Below are 24,281 nucleotides of genomic sequence, written 5' to 3' on the forward strand. Positions count from 1 at the left end.
GACCGGTATGTCAGCCAGATGCACGGGCGTGGTTTGAAAAAGGGAGGTTCACCGCCTCCAATGCGTTCAGGCGGGCATCGCTGCCAGGTCGATGCCCAGCACCTTCAGGTATCCGGCGACACCGTTTTCGGTCGAGTACTCTCGGGCGCTGATCGCCGCCTGCCGCCTGATAGGCTCGAAGCGTTCAGGCTGCGTCAGGGCCAGCAGGGCTTTTTCGGCGATCTGTCCGCTGTCGAAGAAATCCACCAGCACACCGTTATGTCCGTCTTCGATCACCTCACGCACTGGCGCGGTGTCTGAGCCGATGATCAGGCAGCCGCTGGCCATCGCTTCCAGCAGCGACCAGGACAGCACGAAGGGGTAGGTGAGGTAGACGTGGGCGGCGGATACCTGCAGTACCCGCTTGTAGGTGGAGTAGGGCAGCTTGCCGAGGAAATGTACCCGCGACCTGTCGAACGGGTTTTCTGCCAGTAGCTTGCTGCGCCAGTTGGCTGAATCCTTCGGCCGGCTGCCATAACTGACGTCGTCACCACCTACCACCACTACTTGGCAGCCTGGATGTGCCTCGAGGATATGTGGCAAAGCACGCATGAAACTGTGGAAGCCCCTGTAGGGTTCAAGGTTGCGTGCCACATAGGTCAGGATGGGTTGCCCGGCCTTCAGCACTTGCCCCGTGGGCAGCTCCAGCGTGGCTTCGGCATCGCTGCCAAGGCCGGCTAGGTCGATGCCCTCGTGGATCACCTGAATCCCATCACGGTACGCCGCGGGGTGCAGGCTGCGCTGCCAGTGTGTCGGGGTAATGGCCTGGTCGCAGTTTTCCAGATTGAGCAGGTGCAGGGCGTTGCGGCTGCGGATGCTCGCGGCGCCATTGGTGTCGAAGGGAAACTCGGGGTCGAACCCGGCATCCGCGCCACGGGCCTGATAGTAGTACTCGCAGAAGTGGATCAATCGCGCCGAAGGGAAGGCCTCCTTGACGAACAGGCTTTCACCCCAGCCAGGGTGCGCGATCACCACATCCGGTCGATAGCCCTTGCCCTTCAGGTCCAGCAGCAGGCGCAGCACCTGCTGGCCGTGCAACACACCGTCTTCGAAGCTGCGTACGTAAGGATGCGTCTGCGGGCTCGCCTTGCGATGGGGCGTGTAGCGCAGCAGCTTTACGCCCGGTAGCCCAGGTGCCTGCTCGCGACCGATGGCCAGAATCTCGGTGTCGGCACGAGCGGCCAGATTCAAGGCGATATGCCGGAATTGTCCAGGGAAATTCTGGTGTATGAAAAGCACGCGCATCGCGCAGCAACTCCTTTGCAGTTTCGTCCATGTCCCTATGGGGCAGGTCTGGAAAGCGCCTGCCAGGGCCGCTTTCCAGGCGCTCCGATGGCATTGCGCCATTTCGAGAAGGATGTACCCGAGACGGGAGTCTAAGGAAGGTGGGAGCGTGATACGGTTCACGATTACGTGAAGAATAGTTGGTGGCCGGCGCCACGCCAGCGGCTGTAGGGCGGTCGCTTAACCCTGTATGGAGCCGCCAGCCTGGAACTGCCAGGCGGCGATGCTGGATGGACAGTGCGAATGCCCGCGCTTCGGACTGGCACATGCCGGTACTCCCTGTGTAGGATGGCGCTCGGGTGTTAGCCGCATGGTGCGGTGAGACAGGTTCAGTTGCGTTGGTCGGGCCGCCGCGCGGAGCCCGTTCGCCCATGAAATCGCGCCCGTCTCGTCAGGATCTTCCCCGTGCCCAGCATTTGGCTGAGTGCGTCTTCGCTTTCATTCGCCGTCTTCTCCATCGTGAAGCCTTCAGTGGCGTGGTGTTGTTGCTTGCCACCGCTGCCGCGCTGATCTGGGCCAATTCGCCCTATGCCAACAGCTATCACGCGCTCTGGCACGCTCCGGTGTCGTTTGGCTTCGGCAGCTTCGGCTTTTCCCAGTCCCTGCATTTCTGGATCAACGACGGCCTGATGACCCTGTTCTTTCTGGTCGTCGGCATGGAGATTCGCCGTGAGATGCATGACGGCGCGCTCTCCGACCTGCGTCAGGCGTCGTTGCCGATCGCTGCAGCCTGCGGTGGCGTGATAATGCCAGCGCTGATCTATGCCAGCCTCAATCATCAGGGCGCCGGGCTACATGGCTGGGCGATTCCGGCAGCGACCGACATCGCGTTCGCCGTGGGGCTGCTGGCCTTGCTGGGCAAGGGCATTCCTTCCGGCGTGCGCATCTTCCTGCTGACCCTGGCGGTGATCGACGATGTCATCGCGGTGATCCTGATCGCGCTGTTCTATTCGGATGGGCTCGACTACAGCGGCTTCGCCCTGGCCGGTGTCGGCGGCTTGGCGGTGCTGGGGTTGCAGCGCATCGGCATCGGCTCGGCCTACGCCTATGTGCTGCCCGGCGCGCTGATGTGGGGCGGCTTGCTGATGACCGGGGCGCACCCCACCCTGGCCGGGGTAATTCTCGGCCTGATGACGCCGGTGATCTGCCTGCCGACCCGGGAGCTGCCCCGCGATGCGGTGGGCCGTATCGCCCGTGAGCTGGAAGACGACAGCGGCACCGCCGTGGCCTCCAACGAAGCGGCGCAGTCGTTGCGTGAACTGCGCCTGGCCCAGCGTGAGTTGCTGCCGCCGGTGGTGCGCGTGCAACTGGCGCTGCATCCCTGGGTCACCTTCGGTCTGATGCCGCTGTTCGCCCTGGCCAATGCCGGTGTGAGCCTGGGCGGCGTCGACCTGTCCGAAAGCACATCGCACTGGGTGATGATGGGCGTGGCCATCGCGCTGCTGGCGGGCAAGCCCATTGGTGTGATCAGCGTCAGCTGGCTGATGGTCAAGCTCGGCATATGCCGCCTGCCAGCCGATGTGTCCTGGCGCGGCGTAACGCTGATCGGGCTGCTGGCCGGGATCGGCTTCACCATGTCGATCTTCATCGCCAACCTGGCGTTCAGCGATGCCAATCTGCTGGGTGCTGCCAAGCTCGGTGTGCTGCTGGGCTCGCTGGCGTCGGCGCTGGTCGGTCTGGCCTGGGGCGTGCTCTACGTAAGGGGCTTGCGCAGCGCTCGGCCAGGCAGCGAGGGTTAGTCGGCGAAAGGGATCTGCGGCGTGTCCGGGTCCAGTTGCTGACGACGGAACTGCCCAGGTGGCAAGCCGTGGATCTGCCGGAAGCGCCGCGAAAAGTACGCCTCGTCGGCGAAGCCACATAGCCGCGCCACTTCGCCCACCGGCTTGCTGCCGTTGAGCAGGTGGTTGCGGGCGGCGTGCATGCGCCGCTCCAGCACCATATCGCTGAAGGTCTTGCCGACTTCCTTGCGCAGCCAGTGGGTCAGGTAGCTGGGTGACAGATAAGTGGCCGCAGCGACCTTCTTCAGATTCAGGTCCGGGTCGGCGATGTTGCGCCGCAGGTATTCGGACATCCGCCCCAGCGCATCACGACGGCTCGCCTGGGCTGCGTTGCTTTCCGCCAGTTGCTTGAGCGGCTCGGCGTAGAGCATGCACACCAGGCCGATCAGTTGCAGCATCAAGCCCTTGAGGATTTCCCGCACGCCAAACTGGCGGCTGACGTCCAGTTCGCGCATCTGTGCGATCAATGCGCAGACTCGTGCGAAATGCTCGTCGTCGAGGGTGAAATCCAGGTATTCCTGAAAGCGGAAGGGCGACAGCTCCGGTGCGAGCAGAATGGACACGTCTTCCAGGTCCATCGGGTCGCATTGCAGATGGGGCAGCAGGAAGGTCTGCGAGAAGTTGATGACCATGAAGCTGCTTTCCGGTGGATGGGGAATCACGTGCACCCGATGGGGCAGGATGAACGCCAGGGTGTTGCGCGGAAAAGGCCGCTCGACGTTGCCGATGTGCTGAACGGTGTCGCCACCAAGGTTGATCTGGATCTGGAAGTATTCGTGACGATGCGGCGCCGTCTCTGCACGACGGCCCTTCTTATCGCGGATATAGAAATCCGTCAGCTCGCTGCGCTGCTGCATCAAGTAGGTAGGAACGCGACTCAGTGAAGACATCTACAGCTCTCGGGTTAAGAATGTTTCGCAACATATTGGCCGTTGACGGAGGGCTCTGGCAAGCGGTTGTACGATGATTGGCCCGTCTGGGTGCGATAGTTGCCGAGGCTGGCCGTTACGTTCTGTCCAAATCACGGACGCTGCTCAAAACATCGGGTGACCCCTCTAGAACAGTGCTTTCAGGGTTTTTTCGTGTGTTTATAACTCCCGGTCGGGCAGCAGGATTTTTTGGACTGGTTCAATACGGGAGTAGGGCACAGCAAAAAACGATCTAATGGAAATATTGATTTACGAGAGTTGTACGATCACCTTGTGGGCATGCACAGCGACATCTCATCCAAAAACAATCTCAGGTGCAGCCCATGACTCTTCGCTTCGTTTCATTGCCAACCGCCAACTCGCCCCCACGCCGATCACCCCGCACGCCATTCAGGCGCGCCGGCTGATTCTGCACGGCGTCTGCCACGCCGCGTCATAACGCCCGAACTCCAACGATAACGCCCACCCCCGGAAACCGAGGGTGCGGGACGTCTTCGCCCGAAGAATCTCGATAATTCCAATCACAAGAGGTCACCCATGTCGAGTCTCCCTACCTCCCAGGCTGCAGCAGCCGAGCACACCGGCGCTGCCGAGGCAGTCTCGGCGCAGAGCCTGCCGACCCGTCGGCGCTGGTTCATGCTGTCGCTGCTGCTGATCGCCACCATCATCAACTACGTCGATCGGGTGAACATCTCCATCGCCGCGCCGTTCATGGCCGAGGACCTGGGTCTGGACAAGATTCAGATGGGCCTGATCTTCTCGGCCTTCGCCTGGACCTACGCCCTGGCACTGGTGCCTGCCGGCTTCGTCGCCGACCGTTTCGGCTCGCGGCTTACCTATGGCGTGTCGCTGATCGGCTGGTCCGCGGTCACCGTGTGCCAGGGGCTGGTCAGCAGCTTCGGCGCCTTGTTCGGGCTGCGACTCGCCGTGGGCGCCATGGAGGCGCCGGCATTTCCGGCCAACAGCCGCGCGGTGACGGTCTGGTTCCCGGCCCGTGAGCGTGGGGTGGCCAGCAGCATCTACGTCTGTGGCCAGTACCTGGGCACCGCGCTGTTCACCGGTGCGCTGCTGTGGCTGGCGACCACCTATGACTGGCGGCACATCTTCTACACCACCGGCGCGGCAGGGATTCTCTTCGGGGTGATCTGGCTGTATCTGTACCGGGATCCGATGAACTGCAAGAAGGTCAGCAAGGAGGAGCTGAAATACATCGAGGAGGGCGGTGCACTGGCCAAGAGCAGCCAGCAGCGCACCAAATTCAACTGGCGTCAGGTCGCTGAACTTTTCCGCTACCGCCAGGTGTGGGCGATCTGCATCGGCAAGTTCGCCAGTACCTCGGCGCTGTATTTCTTCCTGACCTGGTTTCCGACCTATCTGATCGAGGAGCGCCACCTGACCATCATCAAGGTCGGCATCTTCGCGGTCATGCCGTTCATTGGCGCCACGATTGGCATCCTGCTGGCGGGCATCGTCTCCGACACGCTGATCCGTCGTGGCTACTCGCTGTCCTTCGCGCGCAAATTGCCGCTGGTGGTCGGCTCGATGCTCGGCATGTCCATCGTGCTGGTCAACTTCACCGACTCCAACGTGCTGTGCATCGCCATTCTCACCCTGGCGTTCTTCGCCCAGGGCATCGCGTCTTCGTCATGGGCGGCGGTGTCCGAGGTGGCGCCCAAGGAGCTGATCGGCCTGACCGGTGGCGTCACCAGCCTGGCGGCCAACATCGGCGGCATCGTCACGCCCATCGTGATCGGCGCCATCGTGCAGTCCACCGGCTCGTTCGCCATGGCCTTCTGGTTCATCGGCGGCGTCGCGCTGATGGGCACGCTGTCCTACTCACTGTTGCTGGGTCGTTTGTACCGCATCCAGTTGCAGACACGCTGACGCTGCGGCGTCGGCGCTCCAGCGTGCCGACGCCAGCCGTTGAATTGACCGGTTTTGTCCAATACGAAGCGGCTTTCGTCCAACTATCAACGAGCGTACGGCCTTAGGCTGAACGCTCTACACAGGAACCCAACAACAATGACTTCCATCTCCTATGTCTTCACGCCCGAGCCCCAGGTCGACCTGCCGGTAGCCGGCAGCGATCAGCGCTTTCCCGTTGGCCGCGTATTCTGCGTTGGCCGCAACTATCCCTGGCCGGGCGCCGGCAGCGAAAAGCCCGACGCGCCGGTGTTCTTCATGAAACCTGCCAGCGCCGTGGTCGAGGCGGTGGGCGAGGTGATCTATCCACCGATGACGGACGAGTTCTGCCATGAAATCGAATTCGTGGTGGCGATCGGCAAGGGCGGCGCCAGCATCGCCGAAGCCGACGCGCTGGAGCATGTCTGGGGCTACGCAGCCGGTCTCGATCTGACCCGCCGTGATATCCAGATGCGGGTCAAGAGTGCGGGCATGGCCTGGGAAATGGCCAAGGTCTTCGAGGGGGCTGCGCCGATCACCGCGGTGGTGCCGGTCGCCAGGGCCGGGCATCCGGATCACGGCGCGGTGTGGTTGAGCGTCAATGGCCAGGAGCGCCAGCGCAGCAGCCTGGAAGAGCAGATATTCACGGTCGGTGAAGTGATCAGCCTGCTATCGCGTTTGGTGCCGCTGCGCCCTGGTGATCTCATCATGACCGGCACGCCACACGGTGTCGCCGCCCTCAAGCCGGGGGACGTGATCAATGCGGGTATCGGCGGCGTCGCCGAACTGGAAATGCGCGTTGGCGAGCGCCCCTAGTATTTTTGAGCAATGGCTGCATTGTTGAAGCGGGGGTTCGATTTGGTGGGCTAAAGCCCACCCTACGCTTGGATGCACGGCTGTAGGGTGGGCTTCAGCCCACCAATTGGAGCCCCACTGAAACCCCGAAAAAAGTCGCCCTGGTAACTTCTAGCAAGGGCTGCATTGGTAACGCGGGGGTTCGATTTGGTGGGCTAAAGCCCACCCTACGCTTGGATGCACGGCTGTAGGGTGGGCTCCAGCCCACCAATTGGAGCCCCACTGAAACCCCGAAAAAAGTCGCCCTGGTAACTTCTAGCAAGGGCTGCATTGGTAACGCGGGCGTTCGATTTGGTGGGCTAAAGCCCACCCTACGCTTGGATGCACAGCTGTAGGGTGGGCTTTAGCCCACCAATTGGAGCCCCACTGAAACCCCGAAAAAAGTCGCTCTGGTAACTTCTAGCAAGGGCTGCATTGGTAACGCGGGCGTTCGATTTGGTGGGCTAAAGCCCACTCTACGCTTGGATGCACGGCTGTAGGGTGGGCTTCAGCCCACCAATTGGAGCCCCACAACGCACGTCCGCTGTCGCCACTTCGCTGCCGCTAAACAAGCCGACTGCACGTCGTAAACAGGTCATCGAGGAGAACAAAAAATGTCCCATGAAACCCTGAAAAAAGTCGCCCTGGTAACCGGTGCCGGCAGCGGTATCGGCAAGGCCGTCGCCGAGGCGCTGATGGCCGACGGTTTTTCGCTGGTACTGGCCGGGCGTCGGCCCGAGCCGCTGCAGGCATTGGTCGAGATTGCCCGTACCCGTGGCCAGGAAGCCATCGCGGTGCCTACCGACGTCCGCGATCCGGCCAGCGTCGATGCCTTGTTCGCCAGCGTCGAGGAGGTCTACGGGCGGCTCGACGTGGTCTTCAACAACGCCGGTGTCAACACGCCCGCCGTGACCCTCGACGAGCTGGATGTCGAGCAGTGGCGCAACGTCATCGACACCAACCTCAATGGTGTCTTTCTCTGCGCGCGTGGCGCCTTCCGGCTGATGCGCAAGCAAACCCCACAGGGCGGCCGGATCATCAACAACGGTTCGATTTCCGCACATACGCCGCGGCCCTACAGCAGTGCTTACACCACCAGCAAGCACGCGGTGCTGGGCCTGACCAAGTCCCTGGCACTGGATGGCCGCGAGTTCAGCATCGCCTGCAGCCAGATCGATATCGGCAATGCCCTGACCGAACTGTCGGTACGCATGACCAAGGGCGTGCGCCAGGCCAATGGCGAGATCGCCGTCGAGCCCATGGTCGACGTCAAGCATGTCGCCGACGCCGTGCGCTACATCGCCGGGCTGCCGCTCTCGGCCAACGTGCTGAACATGACCGTGATGGCCACCAACATGCCCTTCGTTGGCCGCGGCTGATCGACAGGCCGGTACGACCTGCCCAACAGATAAACGAGGTACCCATGAAACCAGAAGTCCTGCAGCTTAGCCCCATCCTGATCCCCGAGATTCGCGACAAGCTCGACCAGCTGTTCACCATCCGCCGCTACTACGAGCAGGCCGACAAAGCGTCTTATCTGGCGCAACACGGCGCCAATATCCGTGGCGTGATCACTGGCGGACACACCGGCATCACCCAGACGGTGATGGCGCAGTTGCCGAACCTCGAAGTGGTGGCGGTCAATGGCGTGGGCACCGACGCCATCGATCTGCCCTATGCCCGTGATCGCGGTATCCAGGTGACGGCCACTATCGGGGCATTGACCGAGGACGTCGCTGACCTTGCCATCGGTCTGCTGATTTCCGCATGTCGTGGCATCAGCACGGGTGACCGTTATGTGCGTAGCGGGCAGTGGGCAACGAGCGCCACGCCGCTGGTGCCATTGCCGCTGGCCCGACAGATGTCCGGTATGCGCATCGGCATCGTCGGCATGGGCCGCGTTGGCCGAGCCGTGGCCACTCGCGCCGCTGCATTTGGTTGCCCAATCAGTTACACCGATCTGCAGGCGATGAGTGACGTGCCGTACACCTTCGTGGCGGATCTGCTGGCGCTGGCCAGCGACAGCGATGCGCTGATCCTGGCGGCCGCTGCCGACAAGGGCGAAGCCATCGTCAACGCCGAGGTGCTGCATGCCCTGGGCCGCGACGGTTACCTGATCAACATCGCCCGCGGCAAGCTGGTCGACGAGCCGGCCCTGGTTGCTGCGCTGCAAAACGGCCAGATTGCCGGTGCTGGCCTGGACGTGTTCGCCGACGAGCCACAGGTGCCTGGCGAGCTGTTCGAGCTCGAGCAGGTGGTGCTGCAACCGCATCGCGCCAGTGCCACGGTGCAGACCCGCACGCGCATGGGCGAGATGGTGGTTGCCAGCCTGGTGGACGTGTTCGCCGGGCGCAAGCCGGCCGGTAGCGTTACGGGCTGATCGCTTTACCTGACTGCTTTGCGGATGGTGGCTCTCGACGAGCTGCCCCTTGGGGCCGCGGACGGCATGTCCGGCCCCTGTTTTGCGGCTGATGGGTAGTTGCGACCGCGCAACTCGTCGGCTTTTCCCGGCAGAAAAAGTGGTTTTTTCAGTCGTTACTTTTGGGTAAAGTGCGGGCCTCTTTGGGGAGTAGCCTGCTGTCGAGTTCGCTCGGTAGCGTTCGTATCAACATTCTCGGCAGAAGCCGTGGTGCGAACACCGTGAGGTTGGTGAGACCAATGACAGATACGTGCCTAAGGTCGGGCGCGTGTATCCGTCATTGACTCATAGCCCGACCGAGACGTAACCGTGAATCCCATTTCCCTCATCCTTCTGGCTTTCGCCATGTCCACGGACGCTTTCGCCGCGGCTATCGGCAAGGGCGCCAGTCTGCACAAACCCCGCTTCATCGATGCCCTGCGCACTGGACTGATCTTCGGCGTGATCGAAGGCATCACCCCCGTGGTCGGCTGGTTCATCGGCCAGGCCGCCGCCAGCTTCGTCGAGGAATGGGATCACTGGATCGCCTTCGTGCTGCTCCTGCTGCTCGGCCTGCACATGATCTACGCTGGTCTGCAGCCCGATGCCGCGGACGCCGCCGAGAAAGCCAAGTCGCACTCCTTCTGGGTGCTGGCGGTGACGGCCTTCGCCACCAGCATCGACGCATTGGCCGTGGGCGTCGGCCTGGCATTCGTCGACGTCAATATCTGGGTCGCCGCGCTGGCAATCGGTCTGGCGACCATGACCATGGTCACCATCGGCGTGATGCTCGGCCGGGTGATCGGCACCGCTATTGGCCACAAGGCGGAAATCATCGGTGGTCTGGTGTTGATCGGCGTGGGTGCGGCGATCCTCTATGACCACACCATGCTCTGACTCATCCGGGGGCGATCCGGGCAACCCTGAACCGGGCTGCCCGATGCCCGCTCAAGGTGCCGGGTTGGGCTGGCTGCGGTGGATGGCCTCCAGAGCAGCCAGCAGGTCGTCATCGAGTTGCAGCTCCACACTGGCCAGGTTGCTGCGCAATTGCTCCAGCGTCGTGGCGCCGATGATGTTGCTGGTCACGAACGGCCTCGAAGTCACGAAGGCCAGCGCCAGTTGTGCCGGATCCAGCCCGCGTTCCCGGGCGAGGTCGACGTAGGCGCTGGCCGCCCGTTCGACCTGGGGGTTGTTGTAGCGCTGGAAACGCTCGAACAGTGTCAACCGGCCTTTCGCCGGGCGCGCACCGTTCAGGTACTTGCCGGACAGCACACCGAACGCCAGTGGCGAGTAGGCGAGCAGGCCGATCTGCTCGCGCAGGGCGATTTCCGCCAGGCCGATCTCGAAGGTGCGGTTGAGCAGGCTGTAAGGGTTCTGGATCGACACGGCGCGAGGCCAGCCGCGTGTTTCTGCCAGGTGCAGGAAGCGCGCGGTGCCCCACGGCGTTTCATTGGACAGGCCGATATGACGAATCTTGCCGGCCTTGACCAGCTCGTCGAGCACTTCGAGGGTGTCTTCGATGGCCACCGACTGATCGTCCGGCTCGTGGCTGAACCCGAGCTGGCCGAAGAAGTTGGTCTTGCGATCCGGCCAGTGCAGTTGATAGAGATCGAGATAGTCGGTCTGCAGGCGATCCAGGCTGGCGTCCAGGGCGGCGATGATGTTCTTGCGGTCCAGGCGCGGATTACCGTCGCGAATGTGTTCCATGCGGCCTGGGCCGGCGACCTTGCTGGCCAGTACCCAGTCGGCACGATCGGCGAAGCGCCGGAAGTAGTTGCCGATGATGCTTTCGGTACTGCCGTAGGTCTTGCCGTTGGGCGGTACGGGATACATTTCCGCGGTGTCGAGGAAATTGACGCCGGCATCCTTGGCCAGGCGAATCTGCTCGAAAGCCTGGGCCTCGGTGTTCTGTTCGCCCCAGGTCATGGTGCCCAGGGCGATGACGCTGACGTCGAGGTCGGTACGGCCTAATGTACGCTTTTGCATGGAAACTCCTGTGAGGGTGATCAGTGGCGCCCGCTGACGAAGTGGGCGGGGTCGTTGAATCCGTGTGTCGAGGCGTGGCCGGGAGCGACCAGGCCGTCGATGAATGCCTCGTCCTCGCCGTCCAGGCGCAGCTCCAGGGCGCCGATATAGCTCTGCCACTGCTGCAGCGTCCGCGGTCCGACGATGGCGGCGCTGACCTGAGGGTTGGCCAGCACCCAGGCGATGGCGAAGCTGATCGGGTCGCTACCGCGGCGCTGTGCGTGGGCGCTGACCTGCTGCGCCAGGGCCAGTGATTCCGGGCGCCATTCGGTCTCCAGAATCCGTTTGTCCTGCCGTGCCGCCCGCGACCCTGCATCCGGTTCGCTGCCGGGCTGGTACTTGCCGCTCAGTACGCCACGCGCCAGCGGGCTGTAAGGCACCACGCCGAGGCCGTAGTGGCGCGCCGCGGTGAACTGCTCGGTTTCCGCCTGACGGTTGACGATGTTGTACAGCGGCTGACTGGCCACGGGATCGTCGACGCCTTGGCGGCGAGCGATGTTCACCGCCTCGGCCAGCCGCCAGCCACGGAAGTTGGAGACGCCCCAGTAGCGGATCTTGCCCTGGCGGATCAGGTCGCCGATGGCGGAAATGGTTTCCTCCAGCGGCGTATCGTGATCTTCGCGGTGCAGGTAGTAGAGGTCTAGGTAATCGGTGCCCAGGCGCTGCAGGCTGCCCTCGAGGGCATCGAAGACGGATTTGCGGCTCAGCCCCTGATTGGCTGGATGGGACCACGAGCGCGGGCTGCCGACCTTGCTGGCCAGCACCCAGTTGGCTCGGTCGGCGGCGATCGCGCGGCCGGTGATGTGCTCGGAAATGCCGCCGTTGTACACGTCCGCGGTGTCGATGAAGTTGACCCCCAGATCCCGCGCCTGATCGATGATGCGCCGCGATTCGGTTTCGTCGGTGGCGCCGCCGAACATCATGGTGCCCAGGGACAGTGGCGATACCTTGAGGCCGGATTTGCCCAGTGAACGGTAATCCATCGGTGATTTCCTCCAATTGGCTTTGCTGCTGGTCAGTGTTCCGACCGCAGCGTTACTGAAACGGCTCGGTGAATCAGCCCCGTGATACTTCCAGTCCCGATTCCCTGTGCAGTTTGCGGAACACAGCGGTGGACGCCAGGCAGAACAGGCTGACCAGCACGACGGTCAGGCCGATATCGTCGACGTCAGGGACCGCGTGGTTGCGAGTACGCTGGATAAGCCCGAGCAGCAGGGCCGCGATACACACCGCCATGCTCATGCCCAGTTGCACGGACATTGCGGACAGGGTGCTGGCTTTACTGGCGTGACAACTGCTGACATCAGCGTAGGTCAGCGCACCCATGGTGCTCATCTGCAGGGAGCGGGACAGGCCGCCCATGAACAGCATGACGATCACCAGCAGCGCGGGCGTGTCGGCCCGCAGCAACGCACAGATGGCCACGGAAAGGCCACCGATGACGGCGTTCCACAGCAGAATGCGCCGAAATCCGAAGCGCCTCACCATGCGTACCGAGATGAATTTGATCAGCAACGCACCAGCGCCGGCGGCGAAGGTCAGCAGGCCTGCCTGCAGCGCGCTGAGGCCGAAGCCGACCTGAAACAGCAGCACCAGCAGAAACGGCAGTGAAGCGCTGCCCAGGCGGAACAGCGTGCCGCCCCACAGGACGATCGCGAAGGTAGGAATGCGCAGCAACGAGAAATCCAGTAGCGGTGCCGCCGAACGCCGGGCATGGCGAATGTAGAGCAGGCCGAACAGCAGGCCATTGCCCAGCAGCGCACACGACCAGAACCACGCCAGTGAGCGGCCGTGGCCGAGGGATTCGAAAGCCAGTACCAGGCTGGCCAGCGCCAGGCTGCTGAGCAGAAACCCGGCGAGATCGAGGGGTTGGCGTCGGTGCCCAGGGTAGTCCGGAATGTGCCGCAGGATCAGGACGATTCCCAGCAGGCCGATGGGCAGGTTGATCAGAAAAATCCAGTGCCACGACAGCGTCGTCACCAGCAGGCCGCCCAGCGGCGGCCCGACCATCGGCCCCAGCAAGGCCGGCATGGTGAGGAAGGCCATGGCGCGCATCAGGTTGGCCTTGCTGGTCCAGCGCAGCAGGATGATCTGCCCGACCGGTACCATCATCGCGCCCGCAGTGCCCTGGCAGAAACGTGCCAGGGAAAGCTGCAGCAACGAAGTGGACAGCGCACAGGCCAGCGAACTGGCGATGAACAGCCCGATGGCGGCAATGAACAGGCGCCGTGGGCCGTAGCGCTCTGCCAGCCAGCCGCTGATCGGGATGAACATCGCCACGGCGAGCAGGTACAGGGACACGATCAGGTTCATGTGCACGCTGGACTCGCCGAAATCCTCGGCGATCTTCGCCAGCGCCGTGAGCACGGCGGTGGAGTCGAGCAGCTCCATGAACAGGGCGCAGCCGATGATCATCGGCACCTTGCGATCGAATGCCGCCTCAGGCTCCCGGGTGTCGAGCCCGTCGCCCTGCGCCGGGTGCGGCAGCTCGACGTCGGGGGACGCCCGGCGCTCGGAAACCGCGCCGCTCAGGAGAAGCGGCCGTAGCGGCCCGAAGCGTAGAGCAGCGGCTGCTGATCGTCGTGCCAGCAGTCCAGCACCTCGGCAATCGCTACCAGATGGGTACCGACATGGTGGAAGTCGGTAATCCGGCAGTCGAAACCCGCGGTGCTGGCCATCAGCGCCGGATTGCCGCTGTCCAGGCGCCGCCAGGCATGCTTGCCGAAACGCTGCTCGGGCGGCAGGCGGCCGGCGAAATCATTGGCGGCTTCTTCGGCATCGGCATTCAGCACGTTGACGCAAAAGCGTTTCTGGCGGATCAGGTGCGGATAGAGGCTGGCGCCGCTGTTCACCGCGATCAGCACGGTGGGTGGGTCGGCGGTCACCGAGCTGAACGCGGTCGCGGTGAGCCCGTAATCGGCATCGTCGCCAGCGCAGGTGATGATGTTCACCGAAGCGGCGGTGTTGCGCATGGCTTGCTTGAAATCGGTAGCATCGACGGTGTCGATGAGGGGTTTTTCCAGAACGAGTACGGTCATGGGGGACTCACGTTTTTTGGCTGTCAGGTCTCAAATTTCGAATAGGGCAAAGGGCGTCACAAGGCGAAAGCAGGCGTTCGCCGCTCCACTGTGGGAGCGCGCCATGCGCGCGAAAAAACGCGGGCATGGCCCGCTCCCACAGATAGGGCAGTCTCGACTAACGCAGTGCCAGGCCCTGTTCGTTCAACGTATGGCTGATACGCTCGCGGCCATGCAGCGACTCCACGCCCTTGAGGCGATTGATCACCTGCTCGCTCCAGCCTGGCGTGTTCTGCCCCTGGGCATGGCTGAAGGCAGCAGCGGTTCCTTCGTAGGCCGCGACCCGTTCCGCCTCGCCGTCGACGCCGTAGGTCTCGCGGTGCAGCGTCACGGCCTGGGGCAGCCGGGGCTTGATCGCCGCCGGCTGCTGCGGATCGGCATAGCCGACGCACAGCCCGAACACCGGGAACACCAGGGGCGGCAGGTGCAGTTCGTCGATCACTGCCTGCAGGTCATTGCGCAGCGCGCCGATGTAGACGGTACCCAGGCCCAGAGACTCGGCGGCGACCACGGCGTTTTGCGCTGCCAGGGCAGCATCGATGCTGCCGACCAGCAGGCTGTCCAGATAGGCTGGCGCCTGCAGTTGCACGTCGCGCTGCTCGGCGATGCGCTGTGCTCGCGAGAAATCCGCCAGCCAGATCAGGAATAGAGGCGCCTTGCGGATATGCGCCTGATCGTTGGCCAGCGCGGCCAGACGCTCCTTGCGCGCCGGGTCTTCGACCGCCAGCAGGCTCCAGGCCTGCAGGTTGGAGGAGGTGGAGGCCGACTGCGCGGCGGCCAGCAGGGTTTCCAGAGTACCGGCCGGCAGCGGCTGTTCGAGATAGGCACGTACGCTGCGATGCGCGAGCAGGTGCTCGATCACCGGGTTGGCCCGCCAGTCGGCAGCATCGATGCTGCCACCGTAACGTTGTTGCCAGAGTGCTGATGCAGTGCTTTCAGGCATTTCCCATCTCCTGTATTCAAGCGCGGATGGCATACCTTAGGGGCCTGCCGTGCGCTTGTGAAATACCTGCTGATGCTAAGTTAATAATCAAAATAAAGAATATTGTATTGCTGGTAATATGCTTTTTTAGGATGTTATATGGCGACCTGAAAATGCAGGCTGTCCAGATAGCGTTGCCCGGGTACGTCGCTGAGCAGGCGCTGGGTATAGGCGTTGGCAGGCGTGCGGAACAGCTGCTCGGCTGGGCCCTGTTCGACGATCCGGCCTGCCTGCATCACCACCACCTGATCGGAAATCTGCCTCACCACTGCCAGATCATGGGAGATGAACAGGTAGCTAAGGCCCAGCTCCCCCTGGAGTTCGGCCAGCAGGTCGAGAATCTGCTTCTGCACCGAGGCATCCAGGGCGGAAAGTGGCTCGTCGAGAATCAGCAGTTGCGGTTCCAGGGCCAGTGCCCGGGCTATCGCCACCCGCTGACGCTGACCGCCGGACAGGTGCGCGGGGCGGCTGCCCAGCAGCGTGACCGGCAGGCCGACGCGCTGCAGCAGTGCCGCTGCCCGTTGCCGCTGCGCGGTACGGTCGCCAATCGCGAAGGCGCGCAGTGGCTCACAGATGATCTGCTCCAGCGTGAAGCGCGGGTCCAGCGAGGCATAGGGGTTCTGATAGACCACCTGCACGCGACGGCGGTAATCACGCAAGCGGGCTGCGTCGCGGGTCAGCACATCGTGGCCGTCGAACAGCACGGTACCGGCAGTCGCCTGTTCCAGGCGCAGGATCATGCGTGCAGTGGTCGACTTGCCCGAACCGGACTCACCGACGAGGCTCAGCGTGGTGCCTCGCTGGATGTCGAATGACACCTGCGAGACAGCAGGCGGCAGATCATCGCGCCAGCTGGTGAATTGCTTGCTCAGCCCCCGTACGCTGAGCAGCGGCGTCTCGCTCGCGGAAACCTGGCGCCTGTGTGGTAGCGCCTGGGTGAAACTGGGGGCGGCATCGAGCAGCCGACGCGTGTAGGGGTGACGAGGGCGCAGGAAGATATCCTGAGTGCTGCCACTCTCGACGATCCGCCCCTGCTGCATGACGATCACCCGCTCGGCACGGTCCATGGCCACGCCCAGATCGTGGGTGATCAACAACACGGCGATCTTCTGTTCGCGGGCCAGGCTCTGCAGGTGATCGAGCACCTGGCGCTGCACCGAAACGTCCAGGGCGCTGGTCGGCTCGTCGGCGATGATCAGCGACGGGTGATTGGCCATGGCGATGGCGATCAGCACACGCTGGCGCATGCCGCCGGACAACTCGTGAGGGTAGCGCCGAGCCAGCCGCTCGACATCGCGCAAACCGACCTGGGCGAGCACTTCCAGGCTGCGTGCTTGCGCCGCGTCGCGAGGTACGCGATGCACGGTAAGGGCTTCGATGACCTGCTGGCCGATGCGCTTCACCGGATCCAGAGACAGCGCTGGATCCTGAGGCACGAAGCCGATACGGGTGCCGCGTAGCTGCCGCCAATGACGGTCGTCGAGCTGCTCCAACGCCTGGCCATCGAACTCGATGGTGCCGGCGCCGGTGCGTGCATTGTCCGCCAGCAGGCCGATCAGCGCCGAGGCGGTGGTGGATTTGCCCGAGCCGGATTCGCCGACGATGGCGATGAACTCGCCGCGGCCGATCTGCAGGTCGATGTCCCGGGTGGCGGACTGCGCGCCTGTCACGCCCAGGTAGTCGATCGACAACCCGCTGACCTTCAACAGTGGGCGGCTCATCGCTGTTCTCCCCAGGTTTTCTGCATGGCACGGGCGAGCTGGTTGGCGGCCAGCACCACGGCGGCTACCACCAACCCCGGCAGGGTGGTGTACCACCAGGCGGCGACGATGAAGTTGCGCCCCTCGGCGATCAGCAGGCCCCATTCCGGTTGCGGTGGCGGTGCGCCGAAACCGAGAAAGCTCAGTGCCGATACCGCCAGTACCGCGCCACCGAACTCCAGGGCCGCCAGCGCCAGCACCGGCCCCGCTGCGTGCGGCAGGATATGCCGGCCAATGATGCTCCAATGCCCGACGCCGCTGGCGATGGCGGCTTCGACGAAGGTGCTGGCGCGCCAGCGCAGCACTTCACCGCGGGTCATCCGCGTGAAGGTCGCTACCGACGACAGGCCCACGGCCAGGGCGATATTGAGGGTGCCGAAACCCAGTACGGTGATCACCGCCATGGCCAGCAGCAGTGAAGGGATGGCCATCAACACCTCGATCAGGCGCATCAGCAGGGCGTCCACACGGCCGGAGAAATAGCCCGAAATCAGGCCCAGGGCGCCGCCAGCCAGCAGCGCGATCAGTACTGCCAGGGTGGTGGCGCGCAACGACAGACCGGCGCCATGCACGGTGCGCGCATACAGGTCGCGGCCCAGGTGATCGGTGCCGAACCAGTGCTCCCCGGAAGGCGCTTGCAGGGCCTTGGCCGGCACCGCGAGCAATGGGTCGATGCGGGTGAACAGGCTGGGGAACAATGCCCAGCCGAGCACCAGCGCCAGAATTAGCAGGCTGGCCAGCAGCACGGGGCGCAGGCGCCACGGCCACAAGGTAAGGCTCGGTCGAGCCACGGGTGACAGGCTGCTCATGGCGTCCTCCTCAGGTTGATGCGGGGGTCGAGCAGGGGGTAGAGCAGGTCCACCAGCAGGTTGACGAGGATGTAGATCAGCGCCGCCAGCAGCACCACGCCCTGCACCATGGGGATGTCCTGGCTGGCCACGGCGCCCTGGGCGAGGCGGCCGATGCCATCTCGGGAGAACACCGTCTCGGTGACCACCGCACCGGCCAGCAGGTTGCCGATGATGCCGCCAGCCAGGGTCAGCAGCGGAATCGAGGCGTTGTGCAGCACATGGCCGAACAGCACGCGGCGGCGGCTGACACCCTTGCTGCGCAAGGCGCTGACGAAGGGCTGGCGAATCACCCCGGCGATGGAGCGTGACAGTACCTGGGCGATCACTGCCGCGGTGGGTATCGCCAGGGTCATGGCTGGCAGCACCAGCGATGCGAGGCCCTGGTTGCCCATGGCTGGAAACAGGTGGATGCGGAACGAAAGCCCCTGCAACAACAGCAGGCCGACCCAGAAGGTGGGCAGGGAAACCGCCACCGAGGGCAGTGCCAGTAGAGTCTCCTGGCCGCGCGGATTACGCACCAGGCTGGCCAGTAGTGCCAAGCCAACCCCGGCGGGAATCGCCAGCAGCAACGCCGCAGCAGTGAGCGCGGCCGTTCCGGGCAGCGCCTGCCAGAGCGTCAGAGTGACGGCCTTGCCGCTCTGGATCGAGATGCCCAGGTCCAGTTGCAGGGCCTGCCACAAGGCGATGGCGTACTGCACTGGCAAAGGCTCGTCGAGGTGGTAGCGGGCCTTGAGGGCATCGATCTGCGCCTGATCCGCCGCGCTCATCTCCCCGCTCTGACTGAGCATGATGGTCACCGGGTCGCTCGGCAGCGCGTAGAGGATCACGAACGACAGCGTGAAGGCTGCCCACAGCACGAACAGCGCCTGGCCCAGGCGGGCGAGCAGCCCGTAGCCCTGAGCGAGGACGCGCCGTCGAGTGGCGGCAGACAGGTTCCAGAAAGTGCTCGCGATCATCGTGGTTCCAGCCAGGTATCGAAGAATTGCAGGCGGGTGGAGGCCTCGTAATGCAGGCCGTGAACATGGTTGCCGAATGCCGTCACCGTGGCCGATTCGTACAGCGGCAGGATGTGGCCCTGCTCGACGAGCAACTGACTGGCGCGCTGGATCAGCTGGCGGCGCTGCCCCGCATCGAGCACCGAGGCCGACGCCTGCAGCACTTCGTCGACCTCTGAAAACGGACGCTTGTTGACGTTGCGCCCGGAGGCGAAGAACACCGTGCGCAGTACGTCGGGGTCGGCACGGGTGAGGTTGAAGAACCACAGGTCGTAGTCGCCTTCGCTTTGCAGCGCGCTGGTCTGACTGATGGTGGTCTTGTTCAGGCGCAGCTCGATACCGGCCTGGCGCAGTTGCTGCTGGATCAGTTCCAACACCGGCGTCGAGGCCTGCCAGTAATCGACCCGGAACGACAGCCGCTGGCCATCCCGTGCTCGGATACCATCGGCGCCGAGTTGCCAGCCGGCCTCGTCGAGCAGCCGTGCGGCGCCTTGCGCGTCGTGCTGCAGCGCCCCGGACAGGTCGTGATACAGCGGCGTGCTGCTGGCCAGAGCCGAAGTCGCGGGCTTCTGATAGCGGGAGATGATGCCCTGCAGTTCGCTGCGGTCGATGGCCTTGTTGAGGGCCTGGCGAACGGCGGTTTCCTTGAGCAGTTCGCGGGATTCGTTCGGCGCCAGGTTGAAGACGATGCCCGGGTTGGGACGAGCGATGAACGGGATGCCCTGCGCCTCGAGAATGCCTTCGTCCTGCACCGCCACACCGGTATTCACGTCGATCTGCCGTGACAGCAGGCTGCCCAGGCGCACCCCCGACTCCGGAATGATCACGAACTCGATGCCATCGAGCCAGGCACGACCCTGATGGCCTGCCAGGGATGATGGCCAGGTGTAATCGGCGCGGTGTGAAAGCTTCACGCTCTGGTTATGGGTAAAGCTGTCCAGTACGAAAGGGCCCGAGCCGACCAGAGCACCCTGGCAGCGTTCCTCGCTGGAGCGTTGCAGCGTGCTGGTGGCGAACAGGCCCAGACTCATGGTCGAGGTGGCCTGCAGGAACTGGGCGTTGGGCTGCTTGAAACTGACCACCAGGGTCAACGGCTCGGGTACTTCGATGCTTTCCAGCCCGGACAGATAGGTACCGCCGAGGGTGGCCAGGGCGCCGAGGCCGATGATCGCCTCGAAGTTGGCCTTGACCGCGGCGGCGTCGAGCGGTGTGCCGTCACTGAAGGTCACCCCCTCGCGCAGGTGGAAGGTGAACCGCCGCGAGTCTTCGCTGATTTCCCAGCGCTCGGCCAGCCAGGGCACGATCTCGCTGGATTGCGGATCCTGATCGGTGAGCGAGTCGGTCAGTTGCCGACCCACATTGAGCGCCGTGTTGTTGCCGGCCTGGTGCGGGTCGATGCACAGCGGGTCACCGTCGAAGGCGACCTTGAGTATCCCGCCGTGTGCCGGTGCCTTGGCCGTCGAGCGGGTGTCGCTCGGCGGCGCCGGGTCGCCGCAGCCAGCCAGGCCGATGGCCAATGCCAGGGTCGTCGTCCAGAAGAGAGGGCGGCGTGTCATGGAGGTCTCCAGTCAGGTCAGCGGTGGCGGTTCTGCCGATAGGGCAAGCCGAGGTTTTCGCGCAGGGTGGTGCCGGCGTATTCACGCTGGAACAGGCCGCGGCGCTGCAGCTCGGGCACGACCCCGTCGACGAAATCGTCGATGCCGGCGTGCAGGCCGGAGAACATCACGTTGAAACCGTCGGCGGCGCCACTGTCGAACCAGTGCTGCAGGTCGTCGGCGATGCTCTGCGGGGTGCCGATCAGTACGCGGTGGCCGCCTGCGGTGAGTTTGTTGAACAGTTGCCGGACCGTGGGCCGTTCGCGGCGGATCAGGTCGTAGACCAGCTTCTGCCGGCTGGGGTGGCTGTCGGTGCTGAACTGCTCGGGCGGCAGGGGCACCACCTCATCGAAGGGCAGTTCGGAGAGGTCGTAATCCAGGCTGGCGAAACGCGAGATGCGACTCAGGAAGGATTTCGGGTCGAGCAACTCCTGCAGGCGCTCGTACTTGGCTTCGGCCTCGGCCAGCGTCTTGCCGACCACCGGCGAAATGCCTGGCAGCACGATGAGTTGCTCGGCCGAGCGACCGAACTCGGTTGCCGCCTGATCCTTGATGGTGCGGTAGAACGCCAGGCTTTCCTCGACCGTCTGCTGCGCCGTGAAGATCAGTTCGCCAACCCGAGCACCGAGGCGGATGCCAGCCTCCGAGGAGCCCGCCTGGGCGATCACCGGGTGACCCTGGATCGGCCTGGCCACGTTGAGCGGCCCCTTGACCTGGAAGTGCTTGCCCTGATGGTCGAGCACATGCAGTTTGTCGAGATCCAGCCAGGTGCCGGATGCCTTGTCCTGCACGAAGGCACCATCCCCCCAGCTGTCCCACAGGCCGCTGATCACGTCGAAGAACTCTTCGGCGCGCTCGTGACGATCACTGTGCTGGCTGTGCTCGGCGCGATTGAAGTTCTCGCCACCGCCCAGCGATGTCACCAGGTTCCAGCCCGCTCGACCCTTGCTGATGTGATCCAGCGACGCGTATTTGCGTGCCAGGTTGTAGGGCTCGTTGTAGGTGGTGCTGCCGGTGGTGATCAGGCCGATATGCCTGGTGACCAGGGCCAGTGCCGGGGCCAGGATCAACGGATCCCAGCGCACGCTGTTGGCGCCTTTCTCCAGGCCCGGATCGAGGTCGACCTTGACGCCGTCGTTGAAGAACAGCGCATGAAAGCGCCCGGCTTCCAGCTTCTCGGCGATGTAGCGGTAATGGTCGAAGTCCAGAAAGGTGTCTTTCGGCGCTTCCGGCAGGCGCCAGGCCGAACCGGTCAATACCCCGGGTACGAAGGCCCCGAGAATGATTTTCTTGTCTGCTGTGCTCATGGCGTTTTCCACGGGTTGGCCTGCGGCGCTGCCGGAGGCGTTCGAAGGGTCAGAAGTTGTAGGCGACGCGGGTGTACCAGTAGGCGCCGTTGTCATCGAAGGGCGCGTTGGCGTAGGGCGGGAAGCCGTTGGTGTTGCCGCTTGGGTACTTGTGCTCGTCCGGTTTGACGTCGAACAGGTTGCTGGCGCCCAGCACGACATTGAGGTTGTCGCTGAGGTCGTAACCGAACTCCACATCGGTGATCCACTTGGCGCCGTAGGTCTGGTCGAACTGCGGGCCGCCGGTATCGCGCTCGGTCACCTTGTCGTGACGGGTGAGGGTTAGCGCGGCGCTGAAATCGCCGATCCGCCAGTCGCTGCCGAGGATCAGTTTGCTGCGTGGGTAGGAGTCGGTCAGGTAGCCCTGAGAAACGTGATCGACCAGCGGCTGGTTGACGCCGATGGCCGCCAGCACGCCCGGTGTGGAGGCCAGCTTGTCGATCTCGGTCTTGTTGTAGTTGTAGCCCAGGCTCCATTTGACCTGGCCGTAGCGGCCGAAGTCGGAACGGTAATCGGCGACCAGATCCAGCCCCGTGGTGGTGGTGTCGGCGGCATTGGTGAAGTACTGCACGCGGTAGCCCGGTGCATAGCCGAGGTTCGCCAGCAGGGCGTTCACCGCGCTGCCGGAGAAATAGGTACTGCCGCTGATGCGATCCTTGACCTCCACCTGATAGACGTCGAGCGTCACGTTGGCGGCCTGAACCGGTTTCCAGGTGAAGCCGACACTGATGTTGGTGGACTTCTCCGGCTTCAGGTCGGTAGCGCCCAGGGCGCGCGCCAGTTCGCTGTCGACGGCAGCCGTCTTGGTTTGCGCGTAGACCGCCTGGCCGCCGACGCTGGTGTAGGCGTTCTGGCTGCGTGCAAACGAGGTCTGCGACAGCGACGGGGCGCGGAAGCCATTGTTGATGGTGCCGCGCAGGGCGAAGTCAGGGGTGAATTCGTAGCGCAGCGAGAGCTTGCCGCTGGTGGTGTCGCCCGCGGCGTCATCGTATTCCTCGTAGCGCCCGGCCAGGCCGACGTAAAGCTTCTCGGTCGGGTAGAAACCGACGTCCACGTAGCCGGCGTAGTTGCTGCGCTGCACGTCCGCTTCGTCTTCCGGGAGCAGGGTGATCGCACCCTGGGCACCGATCGAGCCGGTGCTTGGGTTGAGCGGGTTGCCCACCGGGTACTGATAGGTACCCGCCGCGTAGGAGGCTGGGTCACCGGAAATGGTCTTGAAGCCATCCTCGCGGTATTCCGCACCCCAGGAAAATTGCAGGGGCTTGCTCAGGCCGACCTCGAAGGCGCGGGAGAAGTCGAGGTTGGTGGTCCACTGTTCGGATTCCGAGGTGTAGGTCCAGAAACTCGTCGGGCTGGACGGGCCGAGGGATGCATTGAGGCTCTCGCGCGAGCCGTGGTCGATCTCGTTGCGCCCGTAGGTGGTGCTCAGATCCCAGTCCCAACCGGCGGCCAGCCCCTTCACGCCACCCGCGACCTGCCAGTCGGTTTCCTCGAAGGTCACGAAGGGGGCGGTGCCGTCGGGGTAGATGGACTCGATGATGTTGGTCGAGTTGGGCCGCCTGAAATTCTGGCCGACCCTTGAGTCGCGTTCGGTATAGGTGGAGAAGGAGTACAGCGACACCTCGTCGTTGACCGGCAGCTCCAGGTTGTAGGAGCCGTTGAAGCCCTTGACCTTGGGCTTGCCGTTCTTCGAGACCTTGCGGCTGACGGTGGCTTCGCGTGGGTCCGGCTGGCCATTGACCGGGTGGTAGAAGGCGCCGGTGGCGTCCAGCGACTTGACTGACGTTTGCTCCGAGCGCCCGTCGATGGCCAGGTTGATGAAGCCGTCGTTGGGCAGGGCGAAGCCCTTGTTGGCAGCCAGCTTGAGGTTCTCGCCATCGCCCTCGAAGTACTCGCCCCAGTAGGCACTGGCAGAGCCGCCGTGGTCGGTCTCCTTGAGGATGATGTTGATCACCCCGGCAACCGCGTCCGATCCGTATTGCGCCGCAGCGCCATCGCGCAGCACTTCGACGTGGTGAATGGCGCTGACCGGAATCAGCTCCAGGTCCACCGAGGTCGCGCCGTTGGACTCCAGGCCGCCCAGGTGTACCGATGAACTGGTGTGGCGGCGCTTGCCGTTGACCAGCACCAGCACATCGGCCGCACCCAGGCCGCGCAGCTTGGCGGGACGGTGCACGGAGTCGTTGGAGTTGCTGCGTACCGAGCGCACCTGATACGACGGCAAGGCTTTCTGCAGGGCGGTCTTCAGGTTGGTTTCGCCGGTCTTTTCCAGCTGCGTGCTGTCGATCACGTCGATCGGCGATGGGCTGGTGGTCACCGTGCGTGCTTCGCTACCGCGTGATCCGGTGACGATCACGGTGTCCAGCTTGTCGTCGGTCTGTGCGGCGACGGCAGCGATCGGGCTGATCAGATAGCCGGCCAGCAGGGCAGGCGCCAATGACAGCACAGGGTAATTCAATGTGGATTTCATCCATTTGCCCCTCATT

19 protein-coding genes are annotated in these 24,281 nt (G+C 63.9%); 6 read left to right on the forward strand and 13 right to left on the reverse strand.

Annotated elements, in window-relative coordinates; all coding sequences use genetic code 11:
• Positions 1-66 precede the first annotated feature (66 nt).
• Positions 67-1,284: a glycosyltransferase family 4 protein gene (locus QRN22_RS09015; RefSeq protein WP_042556433.1), complete on the reverse strand. Its 1,218-nt coding sequence runs from the start codon at positions 1,282-1,284 to the stop codon at positions 67-69.
• 410 nt (positions 1,285-1,694) lie between these two features.
• Between QRN22_RS09015 and nhaA the strand changes: the two genes are divergently transcribed.
• Positions 1,695-3,062 (forward strand): Na+/H+ antiporter NhaA, encoded by a 1,368-nt coding sequence (gene nhaA / locus QRN22_RS09020; protein ID WP_042556434.1) that lies wholly within the window; start codon positions 1,695-1,697, stop codon positions 3,060-3,062.
• On the opposite strand, the gene QRN22_RS09025 is transcribed toward nhaA, so the two are convergent.
• Complete coding sequence (locus QRN22_RS09025; RefSeq protein WP_042556435.1) at positions 3,059-3,991, reverse strand: helix-turn-helix transcriptional regulator; 933 nt, start codon at positions 3,989-3,991, stop codon at positions 3,059-3,061. The genes nhaA and QRN22_RS09025 overlap by 4 nt on opposite strands.
• 576 nt (positions 3,992-4,567) lie before the next feature.
• On the opposite strand from QRN22_RS09025, the gene QRN22_RS09030 reads away from it, so the two are divergent.
• The 5 genes from QRN22_RS09030 to mntP all read left to right on the forward strand — a co-directional run bounded on the left by QRN22_RS09030 (position 4,568) and on the right by mntP (position 10,061).
• A complete protein-coding gene (locus tag QRN22_RS09030) occupies positions 4,568-5,914 on the forward strand; it encodes an MFS transporter (RefSeq protein WP_042556436.1) in 1,347 nt (448 codons plus the stop codon).
• A 138-nt stretch (positions 5,915-6,052) separates the two neighbouring features.
• Positions 6,053-6,748: a fumarylacetoacetate hydrolase family protein gene (locus tag QRN22_RS09035; protein WP_042556437.1), complete on the forward strand. Its 696-nt coding sequence runs from the start codon at positions 6,053-6,055 to the stop codon at positions 6,746-6,748.
• Positions 6,749-7,380: 632 nt separating this feature from the next.
• Positions 7,381-8,145 carry an SDR family oxidoreductase gene (locus tag QRN22_RS09040; protein WP_042556438.1) on the forward strand — a complete coding sequence of 255 codons (765 nt, stop codon included), beginning with the start codon at positions 7,381-7,383 and terminating at the stop codon, positions 8,143-8,145.
• Between the two features lie 44 nt (positions 8,146-8,189).
• Entirely contained in the window at positions 8,190-9,146 is a 957-nt protein-coding gene (locus QRN22_RS09045; RefSeq protein ID WP_042556439.1) for a 2-hydroxyacid dehydrogenase, read from the forward strand.
• A 348-nt stretch (positions 9,147-9,494) separates the two neighbouring features.
• Positions 9,495-10,061, forward strand: a complete 567-nt coding sequence (mntP, locus tag QRN22_RS09050) for a manganese efflux pump MntP (protein ID WP_042556440.1) — start codon at positions 9,495-9,497, stop codon at positions 10,059-10,061.
• A 51-nt stretch (positions 10,062-10,112) separates the two neighbouring features.
• Here the strand turns inward: mntP and QRN22_RS09055 are convergent, their stop codons facing one another.
• The 11 genes from QRN22_RS09055 to QRN22_RS09105 form a co-directional block, all read right to left on the reverse strand.
• The gene (locus QRN22_RS09055; RefSeq protein ID WP_042556441.1) at positions 10,113-11,150 is read right to left on the reverse strand and encodes an NADP(H)-dependent aldo-keto reductase; all 1,038 of its coding nucleotides are present in this window, start codon (positions 11,148-11,150) and stop codon (positions 10,113-10,115) included.
• Positions 11,151-11,170: 20 nt separating this feature from the next.
• Positions 11,171-12,172, reverse strand: coding sequence for an aldo/keto reductase (locus tag QRN22_RS09060; RefSeq protein ID WP_042556442.1), 1,002 nt, complete (start codon positions 12,170-12,172; stop codon positions 11,171-11,173).
• Positions 12,173-12,245: 73 nt separating this feature from the next.
• A complete protein-coding gene (locus tag QRN22_RS09065) occupies positions 12,246-13,604 on the reverse strand; it encodes an MFS transporter (protein WP_082045909.1) in 1,359 nt (452 codons plus the stop codon).
• Positions 13,605-13,717: 113 nt separating this feature from the next.
• The gene (locus tag QRN22_RS09070; RefSeq protein WP_042556444.1) at positions 13,718-14,227 is read right to left on the reverse strand and encodes a flavin reductase family protein; all 510 of its coding nucleotides are present in this window, start codon (positions 14,225-14,227) and stop codon (positions 13,718-13,720) included.
• 157 nt (positions 14,228-14,384) lie between these two features.
• Positions 14,385-15,209 carry an NADPH-dependent oxidoreductase gene (locus QRN22_RS09075; RefSeq protein ID WP_042556445.1) on the reverse strand — a complete coding sequence of 275 codons (825 nt, stop codon included), beginning with the start codon at positions 15,207-15,209 and terminating at the stop codon, positions 14,385-14,387.
• Positions 15,210-15,343: 134 nt separating this feature from the next.
• Complete coding sequence (locus QRN22_RS09080; RefSeq protein WP_042556446.1) at positions 15,344-16,969, reverse strand: dipeptide ABC transporter ATP-binding protein; 1,626 nt, start codon at positions 16,967-16,969, stop codon at positions 15,344-15,346.
• Positions 16,966-17,817 (reverse strand): ABC transporter permease, encoded by an 852-nt coding sequence (locus tag QRN22_RS09085; RefSeq protein WP_042556447.1) that lies wholly within the window; start codon positions 17,815-17,817, stop codon positions 16,966-16,968. The genes QRN22_RS09080 and QRN22_RS09085 overlap by 4 nt, the downstream gene beginning before the upstream one ends.
• A complete protein-coding gene (locus QRN22_RS09090; RefSeq protein WP_042556448.1) occupies positions 17,814-18,815 on the reverse strand; it encodes an ABC transporter permease in 1,002 nt (333 codons plus the stop codon). Before QRN22_RS09090 ends, QRN22_RS09085 begins: the two co-directional genes overlap by 4 nt.
• Positions 18,812-20,410, reverse strand: a complete 1,599-nt coding sequence (locus QRN22_RS09095) for an ABC transporter substrate-binding protein (RefSeq protein ID WP_042556449.1) — start codon at positions 20,408-20,410, stop codon at positions 18,812-18,814. Before QRN22_RS09095 ends, QRN22_RS09090 begins: the two co-directional genes overlap by 4 nt.
• A 17-nt stretch (positions 20,411-20,427) precedes the next feature.
• Positions 20,428-21,756: an LLM class flavin-dependent oxidoreductase gene (locus QRN22_RS09100; protein ID WP_042556450.1), complete on the reverse strand. Its 1,329-nt coding sequence runs from the start codon at positions 21,754-21,756 to the stop codon at positions 20,428-20,430.
• A gap of 49 nt (positions 21,757-21,805) precedes the next feature.
• Positions 21,806-24,265, reverse strand: a complete 2,460-nt coding sequence (locus tag QRN22_RS09105) for a TonB-dependent receptor plug domain-containing protein (RefSeq protein ID WP_042556451.1) — start codon at positions 24,263-24,265, stop codon at positions 21,806-21,808.
• Between the last annotated feature and the right edge of the window lie 16 nt (positions 24,266-24,281).

The sequence above is a fragment of the Pseudomonas sp. MEJ086 genome, assembly GCF_030209025.1.
GTDB lineage: Bacteria > Pseudomonadota > Gammaproteobacteria > Pseudomonadales > Pseudomonadaceae > Aquipseudomonas > Aquipseudomonas fulva_A.